This is a genomic window from Paenibacillus intestini (assembly GCF_030803945.1).
GTDB classification, from domain to species: domain Bacteria; phylum Bacillota; class Bacilli; order Paenibacillales; family Paenibacillaceae; genus Paenibacillus; species Paenibacillus polysaccharolyticus.
Genome location: NZ_JAURUN010000001.1, coordinates 248,112 through 271,784, shown reverse-complemented (window position 1 = coordinate 271,784; position 23,673 = coordinate 248,112). Strand labels below are relative to the sequence as shown.

At 46.2% G+C, this 23,673-nt stretch carries 22 protein-coding genes and 1 other annotated feature; of the genes, 8 read left to right on the top strand and 14 right to left on the bottom strand.

The annotated features are described in order from the left end of the window. Positions 1-4: 4 nt before the first annotated feature. The 8 genes from mutS to J2T16_RS01145 all read right to left on the bottom strand — a co-directional run bounded on the left by mutS (position 5) and on the right by J2T16_RS01145 (position 10,692). Positions 5-2,752, bottom strand: a complete 2,748-nt coding sequence (mutS, locus tag J2T16_RS01180; protein WP_499017536.1) for a DNA mismatch repair protein MutS — start codon at positions 2,750-2,752, stop codon at positions 5-7. 202 nt (positions 2,753-2,954) lie between these two features. After that, a complete protein-coding gene (locus J2T16_RS01175; protein ID WP_253493829.1) occupies positions 2,955-4,205 on the bottom strand; it encodes a putative amidoligase domain-containing protein in 1,251 nt (416 codons plus the stop codon). Between the two features lie 216 nt (positions 4,206-4,421). Continuing rightward, entirely contained in the window at positions 4,422-4,982 is a 561-nt protein-coding gene (locus tag J2T16_RS01170; protein ID WP_499017534.1) for an outer spore coat protein CotE, read from the bottom strand. Between the two features lie 72 nt (positions 4,983-5,054). Continuing rightward, positions 5,055-6,035: an aromatic acid exporter family protein gene (locus J2T16_RS01165; protein WP_499017532.1), complete on the bottom strand. Its 981-nt coding sequence runs from the start codon at positions 6,033-6,035 to the stop codon at positions 5,055-5,057. 356 nt (positions 6,036-6,391) lie between these two features. Further along, positions 6,392-7,156 carry an ABC transporter permease gene (locus J2T16_RS01160; RefSeq protein WP_499017887.1) on the bottom strand — a complete coding sequence of 255 codons (765 nt, stop codon included), beginning with the start codon at positions 7,154-7,156 and terminating at the stop codon, positions 6,392-6,394. 80 nt (positions 7,157-7,236) lie between these two features. Continuing rightward, on the bottom strand, positions 7,237-8,031 hold the full coding sequence (locus tag J2T16_RS01155) for an ABC transporter ATP-binding protein (protein ID WP_090916844.1): 795 nt from the start codon (positions 8,029-8,031) through the stop codon (positions 7,237-7,239). Between the two features lie 6 nt (positions 8,032-8,037). Next, complete coding sequence (locus J2T16_RS01150) at positions 8,038-9,045, bottom strand: ABC transporter substrate-binding protein (protein WP_499017530.1); 1,008 nt, start codon at positions 9,043-9,045, stop codon at positions 8,038-8,040. Between the two features lie 132 nt (positions 9,046-9,177). Then, positions 9,178-10,692, bottom strand: a complete 1,515-nt coding sequence (locus tag J2T16_RS01145) for a carboxypeptidase M32 (RefSeq protein ID WP_499017528.1) — start codon at positions 10,690-10,692, stop codon at positions 9,178-9,180. A 224-nt stretch (positions 10,693-10,916) separates the two neighbouring features. On the opposite strand from J2T16_RS01145, the gene J2T16_RS01140 reads away from it, so the two are divergent. From J2T16_RS01140 to J2T16_RS01125, 4 genes are all read left to right on the top strand, one after another. Further along, entirely contained in the window at positions 10,917-11,492 is a 576-nt protein-coding gene (locus J2T16_RS01140) for a beta-class carbonic anhydrase (RefSeq protein ID WP_090916851.1), read from the top strand. Positions 11,493-11,666: 174 nt separating this feature from the next. Beyond that, entirely contained in the window at positions 11,667-12,233 is a 567-nt protein-coding gene (locus J2T16_RS01135) for a PadR family transcriptional regulator (protein WP_090916853.1), read from the top strand. Between the two features lie 99 nt (positions 12,234-12,332). Continuing rightward, the gene (locus J2T16_RS01130; RefSeq protein ID WP_090916855.1) at positions 12,333-12,833 is read left to right on the top strand and encodes a hypothetical protein; all 501 of its coding nucleotides are present in this window, start codon (positions 12,333-12,335) and stop codon (positions 12,831-12,833) included. 5 nt (positions 12,834-12,838) lie between these two features. Beyond that, entirely contained in the window at positions 12,839-13,120 is a 282-nt protein-coding gene (locus J2T16_RS01125) for a YxcD family protein (RefSeq protein ID WP_090916857.1), read from the top strand. A gap of 99 nt (positions 13,121-13,219) precedes the next feature. On the opposite strand, the gene tyrS is transcribed toward J2T16_RS01125, so the two are convergent. The 5 genes from tyrS to J2T16_RS01100 form a co-directional block, all read right to left on the bottom strand. Beyond that, a complete protein-coding gene (gene tyrS, locus J2T16_RS01120) occupies positions 13,220-14,482 on the bottom strand; it encodes a tyrosine--tRNA ligase (protein ID WP_090916859.1) in 1,263 nt (420 codons plus the stop codon). Positions 14,483-14,595: 113 nt separating this feature from the next. Then, positions 14,596-14,838, bottom strand: a binding site (T-box leader). 73 nt (positions 14,839-14,911) lie between these two features. After that, a complete protein-coding gene (locus tag J2T16_RS01115) occupies positions 14,912-15,358 on the bottom strand; it encodes a DMP19 family protein (RefSeq protein ID WP_221789370.1) in 447 nt (148 codons plus the stop codon). Continuing rightward, entirely contained in the window at positions 15,355-15,822 is a 468-nt protein-coding gene (locus J2T16_RS01110) for an Imm63 family immunity protein (RefSeq protein ID WP_499017524.1), read from the bottom strand. Before J2T16_RS01110 ends, J2T16_RS01115 begins: the two co-directional genes overlap by 4 nt. Positions 15,823-15,951: 129 nt before the next feature. Further along, entirely contained in the window at positions 15,952-17,421 is a 1,470-nt protein-coding gene (locus J2T16_RS01105; RefSeq protein WP_336120177.1) for a protein adenylyltransferase SelO, read from the bottom strand. 159 nt (positions 17,422-17,580) lie between these two features. Beyond that, the gene (locus J2T16_RS01100; protein WP_090916867.1) at positions 17,581-17,889 is read right to left on the bottom strand and encodes a Dabb family protein; all 309 of its coding nucleotides are present in this window, start codon (positions 17,887-17,889) and stop codon (positions 17,581-17,583) included. Positions 17,890-18,101: 212 nt separating this feature from the next. Here J2T16_RS01100 and J2T16_RS01095 point away from each other — a divergent pair, with 212 nt between their 5' ends. Then, positions 18,102-18,953 carry a helix-turn-helix domain-containing protein gene (locus J2T16_RS01095; RefSeq protein ID WP_336120178.1) on the top strand — a complete coding sequence of 284 codons (852 nt, stop codon included), beginning with the start codon at positions 18,102-18,104 and terminating at the stop codon, positions 18,951-18,953. Positions 18,954-18,958: 5 nt separating this feature from the next. Then, a complete protein-coding gene (locus J2T16_RS01090) occupies positions 18,959-19,888 on the top strand; it encodes a DMT family transporter (RefSeq protein WP_434349241.1) in 930 nt (309 codons plus the stop codon). 133 nt (positions 19,889-20,021) lie between these two features. Here J2T16_RS01090 and J2T16_RS01085 read toward each other — a convergent pair whose 3' ends face one another. Further along, positions 20,022-20,738, bottom strand: a complete 717-nt coding sequence (locus tag J2T16_RS01085) for a pseudouridine synthase (RefSeq protein WP_221789365.1) — start codon at positions 20,736-20,738, stop codon at positions 20,022-20,024. Positions 20,739-21,049: 311 nt separating this feature from the next. Between J2T16_RS01085 and J2T16_RS01080 the strand changes: the two genes are divergently transcribed. Both J2T16_RS01080 and J2T16_RS01075 read left to right on the top strand, forming a co-directional pair. Next, positions 21,050-22,258 (top strand): MFS transporter, encoded by a 1,209-nt coding sequence (locus J2T16_RS01080; protein WP_221789364.1) that lies wholly within the window; start codon positions 21,050-21,052, stop codon positions 22,256-22,258. Between the two features lie 106 nt (positions 22,259-22,364). Next, positions 22,365-23,603, top strand: coding sequence for an aspartate aminotransferase family protein (locus J2T16_RS01075; protein WP_154983577.1), 1,239 nt, complete (start codon positions 22,365-22,367; stop codon positions 23,601-23,603). Positions 23,604-23,673: the final 70 nt, after the last annotated feature.

Here is a 23,673-nt window from a genome sequence, read left to right as displayed (position 1 = left end):
TTACTCAGGATAATTGCTGTGCCTTTAATTTAAGTTCATTCAAGATTTGCATCGCCTGCAAAGGCGTCATGTTCATCACATCAATTTCTTTCATATGACGGATCAGTTCGCGTGCAGGTTTATCTTCAACTATAACTGTTTTAGTAGGTTGCACAGTTGCTGACTGCTCGTCGTCGAAGATCGACAGCTGTACAACCTCCTGCTGTCCCTGTTTGGATAGATTCTTCGGGCTTTCCTCCCGAATGAACGGCTCCTCCGCAACGTTCGATGATTCCAAACGAGTCGCCGCTTGCACCTTTGCCAACTGTTCGGGTGACGCTCTGTTCTCACTCACAAACTCACTGCCAACCGCTACCTGTGAGGCTGCTTGTTCGAAACCATGCAGTAGTCCATTAGCACGCTCAATAATGCTATCAGGGAGACCCGCAAGCCTTGCACAATAGATGCCGTAACTGCTACTTGCCGCACCCGCAATCAACTTGCGCAGGAAGTTTACTTTGTCACCGCTCTCCTGAACCGCCATCGAATAATTTGCCAGCTTGTCCAGACTTTCCTCCAGATGAGCCAGCTCATGAAAGTGGGTGGATACAAGAGCTTTACAGCCGATCACGTCATGTACATATTCAATGACCGATTGTGCTATCGCCATGCCTTCACTGGTGGAAGTCCCTCGGCCCAACTCATCGATAATGATGAGACTGCGCGGCGTTGCTTTTTCGGTCATGACCTGAATATCAGCCATCTCCACCATAAACGTACTCTGACCACCGATCAGATCATCCGCAGCACCAATCCGTGTGAAGATCCGATCCATAATAGGTACTTCCGCTTGACCCGCAGGCACAAAACATCCGATCTGCGCCAAAATCGAGATGAGCGCCACTTGTCTCATATACGTACTTTTACCCGCCATATTCGGCCCGGTAATCAATAGAATACGTGCCTCCTCCTCAGTCATCGCAGTATGGTTTGCAATAAACGCCCCATCACGCATGACGGCCTCCACGACCGGATGCCGTCCTTGCTCGACGACCAGATTATATCCATCTGTCAACACGGGACGCACAAAGTTACGCTCTGCACTAATCACTGCAAACGATTGATATACGTCAATTTCAGCCACTTGCTCAGCAAGCTTCTGTAGACGTGCAATCTCTTGATTAAGACGTTCACGTAGCTCTGCAAACAGACCGTACTCGATATCGACCATTTTGTCCTGAGCTTCAAGAATGAGTGTCTCCTTCTCTTTCAGTTCAGGTGTAATATATCGTTCAGCGTTCGCAAGTGTTTGTTTACGCTCATACCGACCTTCAGGAAGTGAAGCAAGATTCGATTTAGTGATTTCAATATAATAACCGAACACCTTGTTGTACCCGATTTTCAGCGAGCGGATGCCCGTTGCTTCACGTTCTCTTGCTTCCAGCTCGGCAATCCACTGTTTACCATTCACCGAAGCTTCCCGAAGCTCATCCAGACGGGCGTGGTATCCTTCGCGGATCAAGCCCCCATCTTTAACCGACACGGGCGGTTCATCCACGATAGCCTGTCCAATCGCATCACGCAAATCAGCGCAATCATCCATCATTTCAGCGATATGCTGGAGCGTTACAGACGAAGATGCCGCGCAGTGGTGGCGCAGACTCGGAATTTTGTCCAGTGACGATTTGAGCGCGTTCAGGTCACGACCATTCGCATTCCCAAAAGCAATTCGTCCCACCAGACGTTCCAAGTCATAGATGTCTTTCAGCTCAGCTCGCAGATCCTCACGCAGAATAAACTGGTTATACAAGGTATCTACTGCTTCCAGTCTTTCATTGATCTTTCCTTTTTGCAAAAGAGGTTTATCCACCCAGCGCCGCATCATGCGGGCGCCCATGGACGTCTCCGTGCGATCCAGCAACCACAGCAGAGAGCCTTTCTTCGAACGTTCTCGCACCGTTTCTACAAGCTCCAGATTACGGCGTGTAAACGGATCAAGAATCATATAATGATCCGGCTCATACGTAGAGATTTGTGTCAATTGTCCGAGCGAGCGCTTCTGCGTTTCACTTAGATACGAGAAAAGACGTGCTACACATGCTTGACGCTCCGGCTCCAGCCTTGCCCATACCGACTCGCCAAACTGCTGACGCACGAGGTTTTCCTTGCTTTTAGTCCATGCGGTATAGACTACCGGACGGCCGATTGGAGATGATTCGGATTCTACGAGCTCCAGCAGGGCTTCATCTCCAACAAGTTCAGACGGCTCATAGATGCCAATTTCGTCCTTAAGCCACTCCTTGGAGTATGGAACTGATGTGACGTACAGTTCTCCTGTAGAGAGGTCACAGGCAGCAAGAGCGAGCGTGTTTTGGTTACCGGTTAGACATACCATGTAGTTGTTAGACTTGTCCCCCAGCGTCTTTCCTTCCATCACCGTTCCGGGTGTAACGACACGAACAATCTCGCGGCGTACCATGCCTTTGGTTACTGTCGGATCTTCCATCTGCTCGCAGATAGCTACTTTATACCCTTTCTCAATCAGACGCTGTATGTAATTTTCCGCCGAATGATAGGGCACGCCACACATCGGAATTTTGTCGTCTGTGCCTCCGTTGCGTGCTGTTAACGTGATCTCCAGTTCTCTTGCAGCATTGATTGCGTCATCGAAGAACATTTCGTAGAAATCACCTAATCTGAAAAAAAGAAATGCATCCTGTGCTTCGGATTTCACTTGCAAATATTGTTGAATCATTGGCGTGTACTGAGCCATGATATCGATCCACCATCCGTTCCTATGATGTCAGGAAGAAAGTTCCCTGGAAGGCAATAAGGCGGTCAGGCACCAAGATCGCGCACCTCCGCCTTATGTTCGGCTATCCGCCTGTTCCTTCATGGGCTTACTGCTTCATATCTTCCGTATCTTAACGTATTAAAAGTCCTATATTTCATTATAACAAAAAAATGACGCTTCTTCATGAGCCTGCCCGAATATTCCAAAGTTTACGAATATCCCGGCTCTCATCCCAGGTATGCCCCCGTTTGAATTGCCTCATGAGAGGCGCAGCATATCGTTCATACCTAGCGTATCCGGGTAACTGTTTCAGATCGTCCATCAGTGACGGGATACAGGTCATCATGACATGACGCTGTCCTTCGTAAAACGCGGAATGAACCTTCTCCTCTGCTAAAGGACGCTGTTTTAACAGATCGTAGTGGCATGCAATCAGACCTGCAAGAGCAACAACCCCTTTAGCAACAACCGGCGAAACAAGAAAACTCGGCAGTGTCCGATATTCGAATCCACCATAGGCTTTCAGACGAAAGTCACCTAACGTTCCGTACCTTGGTCTTCTTCCTGATCCGCGTGGATCTTGCAACACTGCCAGTGGTAGTGCCAAATAATTATCCAGAGCACGGAGTAATCCCCCCGTTAGATGCAAGCGACTAAAATGAATGTGGCCACCTAGCGGCAATCCTCGTTGCGGCATTCCACCTGCCTGCCAGATCAAAGAGGAGTCACTTATGCTGCGTGAGGCAACCGCAAAGGCTCGCAATAAATGCGACAACAACTCACGCGGTTCTGCACTCGGAGCTGGACGAAGCTCGGCAACGGGGTACACCCGTCTGCCACCAATCGTTACTGAATCACAGCCTGCGATACCCGTGCGTTCGAGAAAACGAGAAGCAGGTACAATTTTGGACTCAGGCATCTGCACCAGTAGAAACTCAGGGTCCATGCCGAGCACAGGAACCAGGTTCTCCTGCCGCTCCTGGTTCAATAACGTCTGATGTTGCTGCCAGCTTTCCCTATAAAGCAGAGCAAGGTCTGTTACACCTTTCCACGGGTCGGGATTAACCGAAATGACTGCACACCCGCCATTACCCGAAGCTTCCAAACGGACAGCCCCATGATCTAGACCTAATGTATACAACGTCTTGATCGCAAGGCGCTCTACCCGTTTATAAACAGATGATGACGCTTCACGGTCCAGTTCGCTTTCCTGTCTCGCTCCCATTCCGCTCGTGTCTCTGCGTATAATCCGAATGGCCTGAAGGCAGCTGATATGCACATCATACCGCACACGGAGTCCAGCTTCCCGCTTACGTTGCTCACTCATGGACAGCACTTCGATCCCTGCCTGTTTTAAACGCGTTATCCGTTCGCCAGCGCCCAGACGTGTATAAGCTTGAACACCCTTTTCGGCTTCTTCCATGAAGTCCATTCCGTCCCTCCCTTCGCCATGTTCTTGCTTATCAAAAAAAGACCCCGCAGCTGCGGAGCCTTCCCGTTAAACTCTTCAGGCGCATAATGAGGCTCGTCACAACCCATTTTTTGTACTTTATGAAAGAAAGAGGGCTTACGCCCTCTTCGCCGCACCTTATGGTGCATATGATACCTTAGGTTATGAACATTCACTTTCCCTTTTCGGATGAGCGATTTACAACTCATTATCCAGCAGGTCTGGATCGAGATCATCATAGTCTCCATCCGCGCTGCCATAGTCATAATCCTTGTCTTCGTAATCACCGCAGCCATCCGTGCATACCTTGACACAGACTTTCGTTTCAGCCACAAGCTCTACAGCGAATTCCCGCTCAACCCGGATAATTACGCTGCCGCCGCCCGAGGACACTGTGGCTTCCACACAGCTAGGCTCCTGCGTTGCATCCGCAGATACCTCTACAGTGGAAGTCCGGTGTTTCGGGTCCAGATAGGACAAAGGCACATGTTCTACATACGATACCGTTTCTTTAGCTACATCTGTCTGCGAATTTTTGTCGTAGGAATACCAAATGTTGATATCGTAAGTACCAATAACTTCAATCCCGTCCCCCGCTGATACAGCTTCATACTGGTGGTTGATAATCCAAGCCCCCAAAATGCTGGTCGGTCCATTGGGCGGAGTCACGGTATGTGTTACGGTAGAGAACTTACGACCTTTGCCGCAGATCGCCTTCGTGATAATCTCTCTACATTGATGTTTATGACTCAATGACATCTTTAAACCTCCTCCATACAATCATTCACTACAAGTGTATGCAGGACATCCGTCTAGGGTGACAACTATTTTCTATGATTCGTTTACAGATTGCGAGCGGTCTGAGATTGGAGAAGGCGCTTTGTCCTTCTTGGCGATTTTCAGATACATGGAGAGCTCCCGGCACAGCTGGAGAATTGCGGAACGCATCTCGAATTCTTCCCTTGTATCCGGCAACTCCATTTGTCTGAATTCTTCCTGCACATCAGCAAGCAACTTTTCCGTTCGTCCCGTGTACGATTCGGTCAACACGTCCTGACTGAGCTGATCGAACAGCTCCGCTACCATCTCGGCATGAGGCATTTTCTGATAGACCTGGGATACAAGATGCATCATGTGCTGTATGGAATCCAGCTGGGTTTTACGCATATAAAAGTATACGCTCCAGCCTTCATTGGGATGAATGACCTGATTCTCCAGTGAACGTTTGGCGGCTTCAATTCCGCCGAGTACGGCTTTATCCGCTTCAATTAATTCTTTGCCCGCCCATACTTCATTGGGGTTACGCAAAGTTGTGGCGAACTCCCGGAAAATTTTCGAGAACAATTCGTCAATCCGTTTGCGTATCCGGAGCATCTGTGGATCAGCCGCAGGCATATAAGCCAGATTCACAACCATCGCTGAACCAAGGCCGATCAAGAGCAGCGCAATCTGTACAAGAATGACATGCACATCCATCTCTCCACCGCTAAATACCCGAAACACCACGACTGAACCTGTCACAATACCTTCCTTAAAGCCCACCCGAACAATCACCGGAAAAGCCGTGAGTATGTATACGCCCAACACCCAATAATGGAAGCCGAGAAAGTGAAAAAGTACACTTGCAAACAAAAGGCCAACCACGGACGCAAAAAAACGTGCCGATATCGTTCGAATACTCCTTTTTCGTGTAACATCCACACCCAGAATCGCAAGCAAGCCTGCTGATGTTGGTCCTGGCAGGCGGCACCAGTCCGCTATCAGTACAGCCATCAGCGCTGCGATTGCCGTTTTAATGACTCTAAACCCCATTTAACATTCCATCTCCTCTAAGCTGTACAAAAGTTCGCGGTCCATATGTTCCCTGTTTAGTATGACTCAACCGGTTACAAACTAGACGACATCAACCGGCATGCACAACACATGCCGGTCACAGAAACATGCCACGAAGAAGAAACACTGCCCTTTCAATTGCGATAACCGAAAGAGTCTAAACCTGTAACCGACCTATACTCATCCCATGTGTTTCTGCCCGGCATGAAGGTTTTCCTTCCATCAAATATCCTACTTGATTTTACAATTGGGGGCAACGTGACACCTCTTGTGAAATTGTATACATATGATGAATACTTGTAAAATGGCTCTGTCAGTCACTTTTCATTTTCGAGCTATGATCTACGACCAGACGATAGTAACTTGCGTTCTGCATATACAACCAGTTGATACATAGCGGTAGCTACGACTGCAATAATGAGCAGGCTTGATAACACAAGTGTGAAGTTGAACACCTGGAATCCGTAGATGATTAAATATCCCAGCCCCTGTTTGGCGACCAGAAACTCACCGACGATGACCCCAACCCAGGCCATACCCACATTGACTTTTAACGTAGATACAATTGTGGGGAATGAAGCAGGAAACACAACTTTGGCAAAAATTTCAGATCGTTCACCGCCAAACGTGCGAATAACCTTCACATAATTGGGATCCACTTCATTAAAGCTGTTGTACACAACGAGCGTTGTAATGATGACCGTAATAGAGAGGGTTGTCATCACAATGGCTGTAAATCCTGCCCCGAACATAACGATAAAAATCGGACCGAGCGCGACCTTAGGCATGCTGTTGAACACAACCATATAAGGATCGAGCACTTTGGACAAAAAAGGAGACCACCAGATCAGAACAGCAAGCAACGTTCCGACAAGTGTCCCCAGTAAAAATCCAACGGCCGTTTCACCTACGGTTACCCCGACATGTGCCCATATTTCGCCGCTGACGACATCCTTGCCAATCTGAGCAAAGATTTTACTCGGATAACTGAAGAGCAATACATCAATCCACCGTAATCTGCCCGCCAGCTCCCAGAGTAAAAACATAGCGACTAACATGGACAGCTGAACCGCAAAAATATGTTGCCGCCATCTAACCATCCTACGATGATGGTCACGATGGAGTTCTTCCAGCCAAATTTCACGTACTTCCTGCTTTCCTTGATCTGGAATTTTCTGACTCACGTATCTTTCTCACCTCCTCCAGACTGAACAAGTTCATCCCAGAGTGACTGGAACAACTCATTAAAGCCTGCCTGCTCCCTTGCATGGAAAGGCTGTGCCAGCCGAATCTGTTCAGGGATATCGAATTCACGCCGAATGCGTCCAGGGTTGCGGTCAAGTACGATGACCCGGTCGCTGACTGCAATAGCTTCAGACAAATCGTGTGTGACCAGCACGGAAGTTTTGCCATACTGTTTTAACGTATCCGATACAAGATCTTCCAGTTGTAGTTTGGTTTGATAATCCAAGGCCGAGAACGGCTCATCAAGCAAGAGTATCGCAGGGTCTGTGGCCAATGTTCGAACGAGGGCTACCCGTTGCCTCATGCCACCCGACAATTCAGAGGGGTACTGCTCTTCTGTCCCGCCAAGTCCCATACTAACGAGAAGTTCACGGGTACGCTCTCTGCTCTGTGCGTCCAGATTTCCTGTCAACTCAAGCCCAATCAGTGCATTATCCAGAATCGTCCGCCAGGGGAACAGATAGTCCTGTTGCAACATATAACCCATATTGGCAGAGGGACCTTGAACATGCTTGCCTTCGACTTCAACCTTTCCCCGGGTCGGTTTTAGCAGTCCGGCGATGATCGACAATAGCGTTGTTTTTCCGCAACCACTTGGTCCCACCAGACTGACGAACTCTCCTTGTTTGATCTCCAGATTCAAATCCTCGATGACGAGTGATGCTTCGCGTTCACTGACATACACTTGAGAAATATTGTCCAGTCGAATCACGTTCCCGGAATCAGGCATTGCTCCTCACTTCCTTCCCTGGAGCGCCTGTTCTGCAAAAGACGGATCAACAATGGTGTTCAATTCAACCCGCTCTTTTAATTCTCCGGCAGCGCTCATGACATTCAGCAGATTGTTCCACTCATCGCCATCAATGATCGGATCTGTGGCATACGTGCCTTGTTCCTTATACCGGCTTACGCTGCTGGTCAGAATGGCAGGATCAATGTCTTTGAAAAACGGGGTGATCACTTGTGCAATCTGCTCCGCTGTATGAGAATCTACCCAAAGTTGAGCCTTGTGCAATGCATTCGTGAATTTTTGTACGAGTTCTTTGTTTTCGTTCAAATAACTTTGTTTGGTCATAAATACCGTATAAGGCAGATGCCCGCTTTCCGTTCCGAACGATGCCACCACTTTACCTCGGCCCTCCTGTTCAAAGATCGATGCCTGCGGTTCAAATAGCTGTACATAATCCCCTGTGCCTGAAGCAAAGGCAGAAGCAATATTCGCGAAATCCACATTCTGAATCAATTCCAGATCACTTGACGGGTTAATGCCATGTTTGTTTAAAACAAACTCCCCGGCCATTTGGGGCATGCCACCCTTGCGCTGTCCGAGAAATACACTTTGCCTCAATTGTTCCCAATCAAAGCTGTCCTGTGCATTTCGTGCGAATAAAAACGTTCCGTCGGTCTGCGTGAGCTGAGCAAAGTTAATGACCGGGTCTTCTGCCCCTTGTTGATAGACATAGATGGATGTTTCTGCACCAACCAGTGCAATATCTACCGAACCTGCGAGCAATGCCGCCATCGTTTTATCTCCACCAGCCGTTGTTTGGATATCCACTTCAAGCCCTTCTTCTGCAAAAAAACCTTGAGCCGCGGCTACATATTCCGGTGCATAAAATACAGAACGAGTCACTTCACCAATCGTAATCTTGGCTTCATTCTCTTCCTTATTGCAGCTCGTCAGCGCTACAATGAGAATCAACAAAATTACAATCCCCCGGACAAACCATGGCGTATATTTCATTCGATTTCCCTCCTTTTCTGAGTTCAGCAGTTTCTCTTTACTATGAATATGCCGAGGCCCAGTAAAAGGTTAAGAACTTGCACACAAAAAAAGGTCAACCAGAATTTTCTGGCTGACCTTCATTCAGACGCTTTATAATTTATAAATCTCAGCATACTTGGCTTCCAAATAGTCTGCCAAATAATCCGGATTCAGTTCTTCACCTGTCACTGCAACTATTAGTTCGGAAGGGGTGCGGCTCTTACCGTAGCGATAAATCTTGTCTGTAAGCCACTCTTTGATTGGAATCAGATTCCCTTCTTCAATCAGACGATCCAGCTCCGGCATCTCCTGACGTAACGTATGCATAATCTGTGCAGCATACATATTGCCTAGAGAATAAGAAGCAAAATAACCGAAATCTCCACCGGACCAGTGTACATCCTGAAGCACACCCTCACCATCGTTGGTTGGCAGAATTCCGAGGTATTCCTTGTATTTTTTATTCCATGTTTCTGGCAGATCCTTCACTTCCAACCCTTCATTATAAAGCATTTTCTCAATCTCATATCGAATAATGATATGCAGATTGTAAGTCAGCTCGTCTGCTTCAATCCGGATCAGAGAACTCTCCACCCGGTTTATTGCACGGTAGAAATCTTCCAGCTTCACTTCGCTCAGTTGCGGGAAATGTTGCTGTAGATCTTTATAATAACGTGTCCAGAAAGGCAGACTGCGTCCGATCATATTTTCCCAAAGACGGGATTGAGATTCGTGGATACCCATCGATGTGCCTTCGGCAAGAAGCGTACCGGCAAGACTCTCATCAATATTTTGCTCATATAGTGCGTGCCCGCCTTCGTGCAGAGAACTAAAGATCGCACTGGTTACATCATCCTGTAAATAGTTAGTCGTTATTCGAACGTCACCGGGATTCAAACCTGTAGCAAATGGATGCACACTTTCGTCAAGACGGCCTGCTTCAAAGTCATATCCCATCTGTTCCAGAATAAACAGACTGAACTTCTCCTGCTGTTTGGTGTCAAAAATTTGATTCAGAAAATCAGTATTAGGCTTATTCTCCGCCGCATTGATTTTCTCTTGAAGTGGAACGAGACGCGCTTTGAGGCGGGCGAATACAGCATCTACCTTTTCCACAGTCAATCCGGGTTCGTACATGTCCAGTAGGGTATCATACCTTGTATCCTTGACACCCCAGTAGTCAATAAACTCCTGTTTAAGTTTCACGATGTCGGTGAGATATGGTGAGAATCCGGCATAGTCACTGTTATGTTTGGCATCTTCCCAAGCCGTCTCCGATTTGGCAGTAAGTACGGTATAGGCTTGAACTTTCTCAGGTGGAACCGACTGACTGCGATCATACTCCTTCTTGCACTCCTCCACTTGGCGGCGGTCGGTGTCTTCGAGTTGCTCCAGCACATCCGGCTCAGTCAACGTATCTAGATAAGCTTTCATCTCAGCGGAGGTTTGCAGTTTGAATGCCTCAGTAGAGAGCAATCCCAGCGTCTCGGAGCGAGTTGGAACGCCTTTTTTCGGTGCTCCTGTGCGTAAATCCCAGTGAAGCAAACCAATGGCTTCGTGATAACTTTTTATTTTACGGGCCAGAATAAGGAAAGATTGCAAATGTTGCTGTGTTTGTTTGTCCATGGTTACCGTTCACCTCTTCAAAAAAAATTTGTACACCCTATTGATGATACTTTTTGCATTGCGTATAATCAACTTTTGACAGAAGTATAATGCATTATGCTTCTAAAATAGGGATAGCGCGGTCTACTGACTGCGGTGCTCTAATTAATCAAAGGCGTGTAGGACAAGCTGCATCTCATGCAAATGACCGTGCTCGTCGTATTGGATAACAGGAGGCAATGGACATGAACAACATTCAAGAGATTTTGGCTTACAACAAATCATTTGTCGAGACTAAAGAATACGAGAAGTATACGGCTAGCAAGTTTCCAACCAAAAAGATGGTCATCATCACTTGTATGGATACCCGTCTTGTAGAGATGTTGCCGAAAGCGATGAACCTGAAAAATGGCGATGTAAAAATCATCAAAAATGCAGGTGCAATTATCTCCCAACCTTTTGGTAGTGTTATGCGTTCTGTATTGGTTGCTATCTATGAATTGGGCGCCGATGAGGTGCTCGTGGTAGGTCATACAGAATGTGGTATGGCTTCCCTGCATGCCGAAACGATGATTGGTCACATGACAGAACGGGGAATTTCCGAAGAGGTCATGTCTACGCTTGAAAATTCCGGCATTCGTCTGCAAAAGTGGCTGCGCGGGTTTGATAGTGTTGAAGAAGGGGTAAAAGGAACTGTGGACGTGATTAAAAAGCATCCATTACTTCCTCCCAATGTACCTGTTCACGGTATGGTGATTGACTCTGCCACAGGCGAGCTTGATCTTGTCGCTGACGGGTATGGACAACAGGCATCTCTCTAAATGGTTTGGAGTGCGGACCTTCTTGGTTCGTACTTTTTTTTGTCTAAATTAAGGCAGTTATCCTGTCAGGTTGTCAAACCATACAGTTTCAGTGTACACTTTTATGAAAGCGGTCAACGAAACAAAACAAGGGTTGTTTCGTTGGCCCAGCCCTAATATTAAGGAGACATGTGCATGAACATACTTTCCTACGGATTACTCGGGCTGCTTACCCGCGAGGAGTCTTCCGGTTATGATCTAATGCTGAAGATTCAGCCGCATTGGCAGGCCAAACACAGCCAGATCTACCCGCTCCTGTCCAAAATGGAAAACGAAGAGTTACTCGCCTCCCGCTGGGTACAACAGTCTGACAAACCGGACAAAAAAATGTATGCAGTTACGGAAAAAGGCATTCAGAAGTTACTGGAGTGGATGATTACTCCGGTTACGGCGCCCGTTACGCGCGATGAATTTAATCTTCGCATTCTTTGTGTAGGTATTGCCGAAGATGGAAGCATGAGACGTATCCTGAATGAGCGGAAAAGCTGGTTCATGGAACGTATACGGTATTTCGAAGAATTGAAATCACGGATACCGCAGGATAATCTTCGGGTAGGCAACCGGGATTTTGGAAGTTACATTTTGGTGCAAAAAGGGTTAATGCATGCCCAGACAGGGTTGGAATGGTGTCATTGGGTCACCCAGCTTCTCGATGGTCAAGCGGCTATTCAAGACCCGAGTCCAAGTATTTCAGAAATTTAAATTAATTTTGAAACGTTCCAGCAGGTTGACCCGTATTACTAGAGTAAGGCCCATTTTGGGGAGTTAAACAAATTTATTCAGGGGGTTACGATCTATACAATGAAGAAAAAATTCGGAATTAAACATCTAATGATGGTTTTCATGGCATTCACACTACTGTTCGCAACGGTTGGTGTTACGAATCCGGACAGTGCTGATGCAAGACGAGGCGGCGGTGGATTCAAATCCGGTACGAAGAGTTACACGAATACCCCTAAGAAATCAGACAATAACGTAAGTCAGTCCAATTCCCGTAACAATTCCAATACTGGCGCAGCGGCAAATAACCGTGGTGGATTCTTTGGCGGTGGCGGCGGCTTCATGAAAGGTATGATGCTGGGTGGTTTGGCCGGTATGTTGTTCGGCGGACTGTTTGGCGGTATGGGAGCACTGGGTAACATTCTTGGATTGCTCGTGAACGTAGCAGCAATTATGTTGATTGTTATGCTGGCTATGGCATTGTTCAGAGCCATTACAAATCGCCGTAAGCCTGCTGCGGATGGTCGTTATGACCGCCGTGACGATCGTGATGATGATCGTAACAGAAACGGACGGTACTAAGCTCTATGGTTCTAAGTATGGATGAGATTGTGAATGCAATTTGCATTCACATGGCAGAGCGTAAAGGTGTGCGTCCTACGGACGTAAATGTGGAGTTAAGCTGGGAAGAAGATACAGGTTATTCCGCAGAAGTCTGGATTCAAGGCCGCAGTCAGTTCCTGGTAGAATCCAACATGATCGAAGCAATTCTTCGCTACTTGCACAGCGAGTACAACATTCGTGCGTATCGTGAAGATGTTACCTTGGATCTGGATGAAGAGATCACTGCGATTGTCAATCAACATTAAAATATGGCTAGCTTCTAGCTTGTTATACAAAAGACCGTCTACCCTCTGTCATCTGACAGCATGGGAGACGGTCTTTTTGGTTGCTTGATTTGCAAATAACTATGCTTGAAGCTTAACCAGGCTGTAGTTCTTTTTACCTTTACGGATGATGATAAATTTACCGCCAATCGCGTGCTCTGCAGATACCGTAAATTCAAGCTCGGTTATTTTTTCGCCGTTTATAGAGATGGCTCCCTTGGTCACATCCTCACGAGCTTGGCGTTTGGAAGGCTCCAAACCAAGATCAACAAGCCAGTCTACAATATTTTTAGCTTCACCGTCTGTTTCGTATGTTGGCATTTCCTTGAAACCCTGCTCGATCTCATCTGCTGTCAGGGAACGAATATCTCCGCTGAACAAAGCTGCTGTGATACGTTTTGCCTGCTCCAGCATCTCTTCGCCGTGAACGAACTTGGTCATTTCCTCTGCCAAGGCTTTCTGTGCTTCACGTTTATGCGGCTCTGTTTCAACTTTCTCAGCCAAGGCTTCGATTTCTTCTTTGCTCAGGAATGTGAAGTATTTCAAGTATTTAATCACATCCCGGTCATCTGTATTCGCCCAGAATTGGTAGAATTCAAACGGTGTCGTTTTATTCGGATCAAGCCAGATCGCACCACCAGCTGTTTTACCAAACTTTGTACCGTCCGACTTCAGCATCAGTGGGATGGTCAAGCCATAAGCTTTCGATTCTGAGCCTTCTTTTTTACGAATCAGATCCAGACCGCTCGTAATATTACCCCATTGGTCAGATCCACCAATCTGTAGTTGTACATCCTCCGTTTGGAACAGGTGAAGGTAATCTAGTGATTGCAGAATCTGGTAAGAGAATTCCGTGAATGAAATTCCGCCTTCAAGACGGCTTGCTACGACATCTTTTGCCAGCATGGTGTTCAGGTTAAAGTTTTTCCCGTAGTCACGCAGGAACTCGATAACGTTAATCTTATGTGTCCAGTCATAGTTGTTAACCATGCGAACCTGATTGTCACCTTCGGTAACAAACAACTTTTTCATCTGTGCCGTTAACGCGTCTACATTCTCTTGCACTTGCTCCAACGTCTGCAAAGAACGTTCGGACTGACGACCACTCGGGTCACCAATCGTACCCGTTGCGCCGCCTATAAGAATTACCGGACGGTGCCCTGCCAATTGGAAACGTTTCAGCATCATAAACGGAATCAAGTGTCCGATATGCATACTGTCACCTGTCGGATCTACACCACAGTACAGGGAGATCGCTTTGGTCTCCGTCAGTTCACGTAGCCCTTCCGCATCCGTTTGTTGATTAATGGCGTCGCGCCACTGTAGTTCGTCAATAATGTTCATTGTAATAACCCCTTTTCATCATCAAAATTCAGGCATGACTTACGTTTTGCTACGAATTCACACAGCTACGGGCATTTTTGGACACAAAAAAATCGCCGCCTTGTCTTCACAGACACAGGGACGATTAGAATAACCGTGGTACCACCCAAATTGCATGGACAACCTCTCCGAACATTCATATGTTCAAGAAATAGCGATCCATACCACTTTCAGCAAGTTATCGTTTGCCCATCCGCTTGGCATTACCCAAGTACTCCAGAGTGTAATTCGCAGCCCTTGTATGTATCAGGTTCCATCAACCCCTGACTTTCTGTAACAGGGACAAAGCCGCTACTGCGCTCTATCAACGTAATTCATGTATTTAATTATAGCCAGTATAGCGAAACGTTCTGCACATTGCAAGCGCAAGTATTCAAACCATCAACAAAACTATAACCTGATCCGTAGCTCGTCATGGTAATAAGCGTAAGCCTTCTCCGCAACCTGATCTTCGTTATTCCAGAGTTGCTGGTCCAGCTCATCCAAACGTTCTTCTTGCTCCGTCTCCAGATATTTTGGGATGTCCCACAACCCCGTTAGTCTAGAATCGTTTTCCAAATGCTCAAAACAAGCATACTGCTGCTTCACATTACTCAGAACCTGGTTCGCACTAATCGTTTCAAGTGCCTTGCATGCGATCTTATAAGCCTCTTCTCCCCAGTTGCAGAAGAATTGTATAAAACCACCATTATAGACATCTGCCTCAAACAGCCACAACGCTGCAATCTCTTGTTCCGTCTGGGAAAGCGCAGTCCATCCTTGCGCAGACTGGTTCTTTTTTTCCACAAAAGTCAGTGCGTAATCATACCACACATCCTGAATGTCCCGTTCGCTCATATCGAAGATTTCCCCTTCCTGGGTTGAACCGTTTCCAGTTCCCGGCGTTTACCCTCTTGATGCCAAGTTAAATATGGTTCACCGATCCTTCGAAAAGCTGCCCGTACGTTGTCTTCGATCTCTTGCCACACTTCACTTGAATAATCGAGATGGGTGTTAACGTTATCGACACCATACTTCTTAAGCAGGCTTACATGGGCGGCTGTAAAAATCATATCTTCCAACAACCAGTAGAGGACCTCCTCCACGTGCTTCAGCTTTTTAATCAGGGACGGTACACCGCGTTCATAGATTGTAACAATATAATGTCCATCGCCTATTTCGACATAGGGTGCACCTTCCCATTTGAACGACTCTCCCAATCGGTTCACATAACTTTCCATCTGTTCCATCGGGTAAGAAGTACGTGATAACAATTCAAGGAGTTGCTGGGCTAGCTCCTCCATGCTTAACACATTTGACACAAGATTCACCTTCCTTCTCTCTAACATCTAGGGTGTGAGATCAACCTCATATAATCGATTATAACGGCTAATAATGAAAAAGCTGCCTCTCGGCAGCCCACACCTTTTCCTCTCAGGTTCACAGAGAGGTTAAGTCCCGCAAAATGTCTTATACGAAGGGTCACAGGACACTGGCATCGCACCAAATACTTCCTGTTCAGGAGTATACGCATAAGGACGCTGGAGAATATCCAGCAAAGGCTGGATCAAACTGTAGTCTCCGTCCTGCTCTGCTCGCTCCAGTACTTCTTCTACCTTCTCGTTCCGCGGAATCACTACGGGATTGTTTCGTTTCATCTGTTCCATCACTTCATCGCTGGATTCCGGCTGTCTAACTAATCTGTCTTGCCAGCGTGTATGCCACTCCTTGAAGTCGGACTTGTCACTAAGTGTGGAGGTTTCCAGTTTATTCAGAGTCAATGTCACAAACGTATTCGTGAAGTCTGCAGCATGCTTTTCCATCAGATCGAGCAGGTCCTTAATCAAGGTCTCATCTTGCGCTTCTTCCGTAAACAAACCGAGTTTGGCTCGCATACCCGTTAACCAGTGATGATGATAGTGCTCCGAAAATTGTGCAATGGCATCCTGAGCGATTTGAACAGCCTGCTCTTCATCTTCATGTAGCAACGGCAGTAAAGTTTCAGCAAAACGAGCCAAATTCCAGCCCGCAATGTATGGTTGATTGCCATAAGCATATCGGCCTTGTCTGTCAATTGAGCTGAACACGGTCGCTGGGTTATACGTATCCATAAAGGCACAGGGACCATAATCAATCGTTTCCCCGCTAATTGCCATATTGTCCGTATTCATGACCCCGTGAATAAAGCCTACGTTTTGCCACTTTGCAACAAGGTGCGCCTGAAGTTTGATCACTTCCTGTAGGAAGCTTAGATAACGCTGTTCGTTACCTTCTACTTGCGGGAAATGACGACGTACCGTGTAGTCTGCGAGCGCACGTAAATCCTCTACCGAACCAAATTGGGCTGCATACTGAAAAGTTGCGACTCGAATGTGACTGGCCGCGACTCGAGTGAGAATAGCCCCTGGGCGCTCTGTTTCACGATAAATATTCTCTCCTGTGGAGACAACAGCCAAGCTTCGTGTCGTAGGAATTCCCAGGCCAGCCATTGCTTCACTGATAATGTACTCCCGAAGCATCGGGCCAACGGCAGCACGTCCATCCCCTCCGCGGGAATACGGCGTCCGTCCTGAACCTTTTAACTGAATATCCACTCGGTCCCCTTGCGGAGTAATCTGTTCACCCAGGAGCAAAGCACGTCCATCCCCAAGCATATTAAAGTTACCAAATTGATGACCTGCATACGCTTGTGCAAGGGGCTCGGCTCCGTCTGGTATGTTATTACCCGCGAAAATAGCTGTGCCTTCGGGGCTTTGCAGTACATCTGCATTCAACCCCAGGCTGACCGCCAGTGTTTGATTAAAAATGATCCAGTCTGGAGACTGGACAGCCACAGCTTGTTGTCTTGTATAAAACGTTTCAGGCAGTTCTGCATAACTGTTTTCCAGATTCCAGCCTGCGTTTAAATCGTTTTTTTCCATGGGTCACACTCCTTCTCCTAACAAAGAAATTCCTTTGTTTATCTTCATGTAGCATTTGTGAACCCATACTCATTTATGTCGTCGCATGGAAATTCCAAAGTAAAAACAGTTCTTATCTGACGTGATCATCCGGCATAAAACCAAGTGTTTATTGGTATTTTACTTCGCAGGGATCGGATAATCTGTTACAATCACGTTCTCAATCCAGCCATCCAGAGAGGCTACGAATGCCTGATGTGCAGGGTGCGGACCGTATGCTCGCAAGGCTTCCTGATCTTCAAATGTTACTCTTAATCCCAGGGTGAATCCTTGAATGCGATCGGTTTCCTCCGTTACATTCACGCCAGCCGTCAGATCAACAATTCCAGGAATCTGATCCTGTAACGCAAGCAACTGAGCTACAAACTCCTGTTGCTTCGCAGGTGTGATTTTATCGTTAAATTTAAAAATAACCAAGTGTTCAAACATATTATCCCATCTCCTTATCCTTTGAAGGAAAATCATTTATTTCATTGACGGAAAATTTTTCATCTCTACCATTCTTATTTTAAATTAAACCTAAACTGAACTCAAATAGATGTTCTCGATTCACCGCTTCGGTATAATAAGCAATATTGTTCAAGAATTCAGCCTCAGATGCACGTTATAATCACCTAAACATACCAGAAAGAAGGTGCATCATGAGTCGCGAAGTGCGAACCGTCGTGTATGATCCAGATTTGCAACTGGAAGCTTATCAATTTGAAGGCATCATGCAGAAATTTCCCAATCATTTTCATGACTATTATGTGATTGGATTTATTGAAGAAGGGAAACGCCATCTGATCTGCAACAACGAGGAATACCTATTAAACAGCGGTGACATCATTATTTTCAACCCCCAAGATCCTCATGCCTGTGAGCAGGTAGATGGAAGAAAATTGGATTACCGTTGCATCAATATTCAGCCAGAAGTTATGCTGGAGTACGTGCGTGAAATTACTGGACAAGCCTATTTGCCAAGGTTCTCCACCCATGTTCTATATCAGAGTGAGCTGGTCTCCTCGCTCCATGAGCTACATCAGTTCATACTTGAGGAACAACCCGACTTCTGCAAAGAAGAGATGCTTCTCTTGCTACTAGATCAACTGCTGAAGGACTACGCTGATGCAGAGATGGCTGAAACCGAACAGAAGATAACGTTAGAGATTCGGCAACTGTGTGATTATATGGAAGTCCATTACTCGGAAAACATCAGCTTGAATGAATTATCCGAGATTTCGGGGATTAGCAAATACCATTTACTGCGACAGTTTACTCGTCAAAAAGGTATATCTCCCTACCGCTATCTTGAAACGATACGGATCAATCATGCCAAACGCCTTTTGGAACAGGGACTATTGCCTATAGATGTTGCTGCTCAGACGGGCTTTAGCGATCAAAGCCATTTCACCAACTTTTTCAAAAAACTGATTGGTCTAACTCCCAAACAATATCGTCGTATTTTTAATCACGGAGCCGAGACTAAACGATTGCAGGAAAACAAGCGATGACTTTAATACGTAATCACAACCATGTTGCCGGACACCTGCTTGCCTTATTTACCATTCTCATTTGGGGAACCACCTTTGTTTCAACAAAAGTGTTACTGAAGGACTTTACACCTGTTGAAATATTATTGTTCCGTTTTCTGATTGGTTATCTCGTCCTGTGGATGATCTATCCACGTACTCAGAAAATTGTTTCTTTGCGGGAAGAAGCATTATTTATCGGTGCAGGTTTATGCGGAGTGACCTTATATTTTCTCATTGAAAATATGGCCTTGGTATATACGACAGCTTCCAATGCAGGCATCATTGTATCCGTTGCTCCTTTCTTCACCGCTGTACTTGCCCACTTTTTTCTGGATGGGGAACGGTTAACGACCCGCTTTGTAAGCGGATTTGGCATTGCGATCTGTGGCATTATCCTGATTACCCTGAATGGAAGCTATATGTTGCAACTTAATCCCTTGGGTGATCTACTCGCATTTATCGCTCCTGTGGTGTGGGCAGTGTACTCGGTTATGATGCGTAAAATCGGATTACGAAACTACAACGTTATAGGCGCAACACGTAAAGTGTTTTTCTATGGCCTGCTATTCATGCTACCAGCGTTGGGTTTAGTAGAATCTGACCTGAATGTCGCTAGATTCACACACCTCACCAATTTATCAAACCTTCTCTTTCTCGGTGTGGGCGCTTCAGCCCTTTGTTTTGTGACATGGAATCAAGCCGTTAAGCTACTAGGAGCGATTCCAACAAGTGTATACATCTATCTCGTACCTCTGATTACAGTTGGTTCATCTGCACTTATTCTTCATGAGCAACTGACATGGGCGAGCATACTAGGTGCATCCCTTACGTTGTATGGCTCTTACATTTCGGAGAGCACGGCGAGAGGCAAAAAGCGCAACGTATTTTCGGCAAAATTACGTCGCAACACTTAACTCACTTCTCGTTAGAAGTTACGTAATCACGTTCACAATGTAAAAAACACGATCCCTAGCAAACGGGGTCGTGTCTTCTGCGTCTTTTTCGAAAAAAATTAGCTTATATCACAGAGATTGGGCAAGTCCATCACTACTCATCCCCTGCTTTGTCTTGATCTAACTGAGACATAAGTAACTCCAACTCCTGTTTCTCCAGATGTCTCCACTCTCCCCTTTTCAACCGTTCATCCAGTGTAATGTTCATAATCCGAATTCTCTCCAGCTTTAAAACCCTGTACCCCAGCGCTTTGCACATTCGGCGGATTTGTAAATTAAGCCCCTGTGTCAAAATAATTCGAAAAACGTTCTCGTCTTGCCTATACACCTCACATGGTTTGGTAACCACATTCAGAATCTCCACACCTTGTGACATGGATTGAAGAAATGCATCAGTGACCGGCTTGTCCACGGTGACGACATATTCTTTCTCATGATGATGCTCCGAACGCATCATTTTGTTCACGATATCTCCGTTATTGGTGAGTAAAATCAACCCCTCTGACGCTTTATCCAACCGGCCGACTGCAAAAATGCGTGAAGGATAATTCACAAACTGAATGATATTGCCCTCAACATGTTCAGCTGCCGTGCATGTAATGCCAACGGGTTTGTTCAGAACGATATACACGGCCTCAGGATTCCGCTCTGGAATGCGCTCCCCATCCATCAGCACGATGTCTCCTGGTGCAACCGTATCTCCTTTTACACATACCCTGCCGTTGATTGTAATTCTTCCGGCTGCAATGCGCCGAGTCGTTTCCCTGCGGGAAAAATGCCCCGTCTCACTTATGTATTTGTTGATTAACATATTTCACCGCTTCTCATTATTTAATCTGTACTCCTACGTTCTTTCAATCCTTTGATCAGTCATTCCGTTTACCTTATAAAGCGCTGAACCTCATCTTCTCATGAAATGAAAAGTGACGCAACAGAGTCATCTTCGACATAGATCTTGTGATCGGACAGGATGAACCAAAAAAAAAGAATGACCCCGCCAAACTTTAACATAATTTTACAATAAAAAGCTTGTACAATTTCAAAATTATGGTATAAGTTAAATATAAAATAAACATTTATTTCAATTTATAAAAATGTTATCCATTTCAAGGAGGTAGACATTTGAAAAGAATATTCGTTTTAAGTTGCGGCTTCTATCTGCTGATTGGCATAACCAGCGTAGTACTTGGTGCGCTTCTACCCGTTTTATTACCTCATTATGAACGCGGTTACAGTGACGGGGGATTTCTACTATTTTTGCAGTTTCTCGGGTTTCTTGTCGGTGTACTTGTGTCACCGTCCATAACGGCTAAAATTGGTCGAAAATGGATGCTCACCCTTGCGTTGATCTGCATTATTGCAGCTTATTTGGTGCTCGGATGGTTGCCTTCGTGGAACGTCCTGCTTTTGTTAACCATTCTTGTCGGGTTTGGCTCAGGCATCATCGAACCTTCCGTTGGAGCCTTCACTATTGAATTTACAGAAAATCAGAAAGCGGTCGCCATGTCCAAACTGGATGTTTATTTCGCCCTTGGCGCACTTCTCATCCCCGCGGCGGCAGCTCTGTTCATCTGGTTGGGCCAGTGGCACTTGACGTTCTTCACGGTTGCTGCCTGCGCACTCATCCTCATGGTTCCATGGGTCACCATGCCTCGGCCTGCTGCACAATACCTCGAACAGGCTGGAGAAAACACGACACAACAGGGGGCAAACAAAGTCCGTTATTCCAAAAAACATCTGGGGCTGCTCTCCCTCTTCGTTGTCTTTTTCTTTGTTTACATGGGACTGGAGCTTGGATTGATGAATTTCCTGCCCTCCATTCTGGTAGAACGTTTGGAACTGAAAGAATCTATCGCCTCCCTAAGTGTATCCATTCTGTGGATTGCAATGATTGTAGGACGCCTTTTCTCTGGCAAAATCGCTGAAGCCGTCAATTATATGCCCTTCTTGATCTGGAGCACGATAGGTACATTGCTGTTTACGGTATCTATGGTATTCGTGTCCGGTCAATGGGTAACATATGGGCTAATCTTTGGAACAGGATTATTTATGTCGGGTTTATTCTGCATCGCACTCGTCTATGCGAATGTGCTGATTCCTGGCATGACGGAAAGGACAACGAGTATATTGATTGCCTCCGGCGGTATTGGCGGTGCAACGTTACAGTATCTCACGGGATGGAGTATGAGCGCATGGCCGATCGTCGGCACCATCATGATTTTAGCGGGATTTTGTATGCTTTTATTGCTGACATTGATCCTCTCCCACCTGTGGAACACTCGAAATGAATCGTTGAGCTCTGCATTCCCGCATCAAACCAAAGAAATATAACTTGTAAGGCTTACATACTTCCACACTTGAAAGGGGGGATGCCCAAACCATCCGGAATGTCATATTGTTCACCTAGCTAGTACACTAAACTATTGGAGGAATCCGAATGCAAACTTTAACCAACAACCGCTTTACAGTCGGAAAAGGGATTAAGTTGATTGACGATGCAGGTGTGGAATATCTAGATGGCGTCTCGGGTACGTTTAATCTGTCCTTGGGATATAATCATCCACATGTAGTCAATAAAATTCAGGAACAAGTCGGCAATCTTACGCATATGTCTTCCTCCTTCACGGAACCTTACGTCAATGAAGTATTGGAACACTTGATTGAGTATGCTCCGAACAATATCGATGCCGGATGGATGCGGGATATTACCGGGTCTACGGCCAATGAGTGCGCAACTAAAATTGCCCAGAAGTATACAGGATCAACGGACATCATCAGCTTATACCTTTCTCATCATGGACAGACTCAGTTCGCAACGGGCATCTCAGGTAATGCCTTTAGACGCAAGCGTTTTCCTAATTCGTCAGCCCCTAATGCGGTTCATGTACCTGCACCATATTGTTATCGTTGCCCGTTCAAAAGTGAAAGTAGCGAGTGCGGATATCAATGTGTTGAAGCGATATCTGATGCTATAGAGTACGCCAGCTCAGGCTCGGTTGCTTGTATGATTATTGAGCCCATTCTCGGAAATGGCGGCAACATCGTTCCACCGTTAGGATATTTCAAGCGCCTTCGCCAATTATGTGATGAGAACAACATGCTTCTCATTGCTGATGAAGTCCAAACGGGTGTCGGACGAACGGGTACGATGTTTGCTAGCGAATTATTTGATATCCAGCCCGACATGATTACACTTGCCAAAGGCCTTGGCGGTATTGGTGTACCTGTAGCTGCAGTTCTGATGCAATCTCGATTGAATGTACTGGAAAAACATGAGCATTCTTTTACATCAGGCAGTAATCTCATCTCGGTCACCGCTGCCAAATCCACACTGGAAGTGGTCTCAGAACTGGGATTTCTGGATGCGGTCAAACGAAAAGGAATTTTGCTTGGCGGACTGCTACACGAGCTCGCTCTGAAATATCCTAGCATCGGAGAAGCCCGCGGTGTGGGACTCATGTGGGGACTTGAAATCGTGGGTGATCAAAATGAGCCAGATACTCCAAAAACCAATGCGATCATCGACCGTGCCTTTGAAGATCAACATTTGATTCTACGCAGTTCACGGTACGGCTTTGGCAACGTCGTTAAAGTACGCCCTTCTCTGACAACGACCGAAGACGAACTGGTTGAGATTGTGGATCGATTGGATTCTGTCCTCGCCAGCGTTCATTAATTATCAGAAGTTACTTTAGCGTCGAAATGTAGTTTGAAAAAATGTAGTTCCTACAAAAAAAGGAGGTTCC